Origin of the sequence: Bartonella sp. AU16XJBT (assembly GCF_028618665.1) — a bacterium.
In the GTDB taxonomy this organism is placed as follows: Bacteria; Pseudomonadota; Alphaproteobacteria; order Rhizobiales; family Rhizobiaceae; genus Bartonella.
In genome coordinates, this window is the sequence record NZ_JAQITF010000051.1 from 1 (window position 1) to 2843 (window position 2843).

A 2843-nucleotide genomic window follows, 5' to 3' on the forward strand; every position below is an offset into this window, starting at 1 on the left:
TTCATCACTTTGAAGGTTATACATTATATTGATGATACGGTCTTTACTTATAAAATAAGCATTACGATTGTAGTTTTTATCACGATAAACTGTCCAACCCATTTCTTTTAATTGCTCTGAAACTTTATTGAAAGTAATCAAAACTTGTGGACTAAGATGAGCTTCTGCAGCCTCTCTCTCATGAAGGATTTTCAGATGTCTTTCAGCAAATTCAACGGCATTGTTAACATATTTTTCTACGTCATCATCATCCAAATGTTCAGAAATCGTACCAGCTTCCAGAAAATTTTGATAAGATTTCAGGATATCAATTCGACCTGTTAACGCTAAACAAGCCAAATGCCAGATTATGTCTATATTGTAGCTATATTTTTGAACAAGTGTTTTGCTTTCGATCGATGCTTGTAAATCTTGTGCGCGTGCCCATTGTATTATTCGCTCAGAGATTTGTGTTAACTCTTGCTCATTCAATGTCTCTACACAAATATCAATACCTTTATCAAAACCGCTAAAAATTCCCCCCCCAATCGTATTAAAAGACTGATAAATATCCGTAGGTCGTATCCAAATATATTCTCTCCTATAGTAAATATATTTGCAAGCTACAGAAATCTCTTCGTTAGAGATCTCAGCTTCAAGATGGACATTGTAATTGTCATGGAGATGTACAAAACCAAAATCAAATTGAATAAAACGATCTGGCAAAGAGAGCCACATTTTTCCAGGTTCCGTAGAAAACCACCCTTGGGTTTTAAGAATGCGGCTTGCTGCTGTAAGGCTTATCGAGCGCTGTTTGGGCTTTTTATGCGTTAGAATATCGTCTAACTCCCCATTCTTATAGGCTTGTGCAAATAAAATAAGGCGATCATACCGCGTCATCGCTTTGTAATCTGCAAATTCTGGTACATGTAATTGAGGTGCCGGTTTACCAGACCTTAAAGCATCCATATCGTCAAGCAAAGCTTGTGCAACAGCAGAATGATTGGCGGCTTCTTCACGTAATTTTTGTTCAATATTCTGCGTTTGTGCCCAAAAGATTACTTTATTTAGAGCTTCCTCAATATGGCTTTCAGAAAGATTCTGTGCTATAATTTCGAAATTTTCTTCTGCAGAAATCAACATATCATCATATTTATAGCGCGACTGTTCGCCATTATCATATTCCTCAGCAAGACAATAAGCGGCTGTAGTAAGATCAACTGATAGCCGCAACTTTCCACCATCTTCTCCATAATCTACAACATCGTAAAGAATGCGTATTATACGATCGGAGAGATGATAATAAGCAAATGTATCTCCCACTTCATGGCGATAAGTTTCCCAGCCTAATCTTTTTAAAATCTCTGTTACGTCTTTCGTTTTCATTATGCTTCACTTCCCTTTTAAATAGCTTGGATGCTGATCAACTTCATGGTGCAGTATACCTTCATCCCACTTCTTACCTAGCTGATTTTTAGCCCAATCTTTGTTAAATTTATCTAACTCTTTCTCCAATTCTTCTACACTGCCTTTAAACTTATCTATAGTACCTTTAAGATCTTTTTGATATTGATCAAATTTTTCTTTATTTTGCTTAAGATACTTTTCAGCTTCAGGACCACAAAATTTCATGCTTCCTGTTGTTCCACATATTTCTCTTAAACCTTTCTGCCCTTTACTTAATCTGGCTTTACCTGTTTTCGTCTCATTAAACGCTGGTTTTCCATCCTTAATAAATGTGATATCAGGACGTGTTCTTACCTTAATTGTACCTTTGTCTGTCGTTATTTCAATTTCAATCGTTAGTTCTTTTTTGCTTGGTGAAAATCCTTCCTCCTCTAATTTTTGTTTTTTCTCATCGCGTTTTTTGTCATGATGTTCCCTAGCTTTATTAAGCTTTTTACCTTTTCCATCATTATCATCGTCATTATTGTTTTGTGGGTCTTTGCCACTCGCCTGAGAATTTTTATTTTTTTCTTCTTTTGAGTTTTGATTTGTTTTTTCGCTGTCTCCTTCTGCACTCTTCGATGCAAACCAATAGGCAAGGAAATCAGCTATAGCGGTCCTATTGCCAGGAGACTGAACAATAGTTGCTCCACCAGCCATAAAAAGAGACAGAGCTGCCAACTCTTCTGGCGTAAGCGACACAATGAACGCTACAGCAGCTGCTACCGCAGGAAGAAAATTATTTTCGGCAGCATTACCTGCGGCATCAGCGCCAGTATTGACATCACCACCAGCAAGGGCAGCAGCAAAGCCCCCCGCAATGCGGGAAATATCAATGGCATGATCATTAAAATCAGAAAACTGTGCTTCAATCTTTGTATTTATACGCGCTTGTTCTTCTGCCGTTGGAATACGACCATTCAATGCTGCTATTTCTTTTTGTATTAAATTTTTAGACCACAGTTTAAACTGGAGCATAGCTGTGGCTTCACCTACAGCACCGCCAATCGCCCCAGCAGAGCAAGCACCGCTTGCAACAGCGCCTTTTAAACAGCCAAGACCGGCGTGAGCAACGATCTGTGTGACCGTGTCTATTTTGCCCTCTTCCTTAGCTGTGCCGATTTCTTCCGCTAACGATTTGCCAACCGTATCAGACAAGGCGATGCGCAGATTGTTAAAAAAGTTCTTGTCAAGAGAACCACCTTGAAGAGCCGTTTGAACCCCCGTACCAATGGCGGCTTTGATCAAGTTCTTTTCCGCCTCACGGGTGATGCGATCAATCAAAGGTGCCGTTTTGGGTAAAGATTGTCCAACACCAGCCATCTCAGTTATTTGGCTGGTTAAGCCTGCTGTTAACATCGAGGAAACAATACCCAGAACATTCTTCGATGAGCCAAGCTCATGGAGTGCACCGGCAA

At 39.4% G+C, this 2843-nt stretch carries 2 protein-coding genes; both read right to left on the reverse strand.

Translation table 11 applies throughout. The annotated features are described in order from the left end of the window. A partial coding sequence (locus PVV66_RS09345) for a DUF6990 domain-containing protein (RefSeq protein ID WP_404977276.1) occupies positions 1 to 1365 on the reverse strand: 1365 nt, incomplete at its 3' end. A 6-nt stretch (positions 1366 to 1371) separates the two neighbouring features. Next, the coding region (locus PVV66_RS09350; protein ID WP_273760999.1) for a DUF637 domain-containing protein at positions 1372 to 2843 on the reverse strand (1472 nt) is incomplete at its 5' end.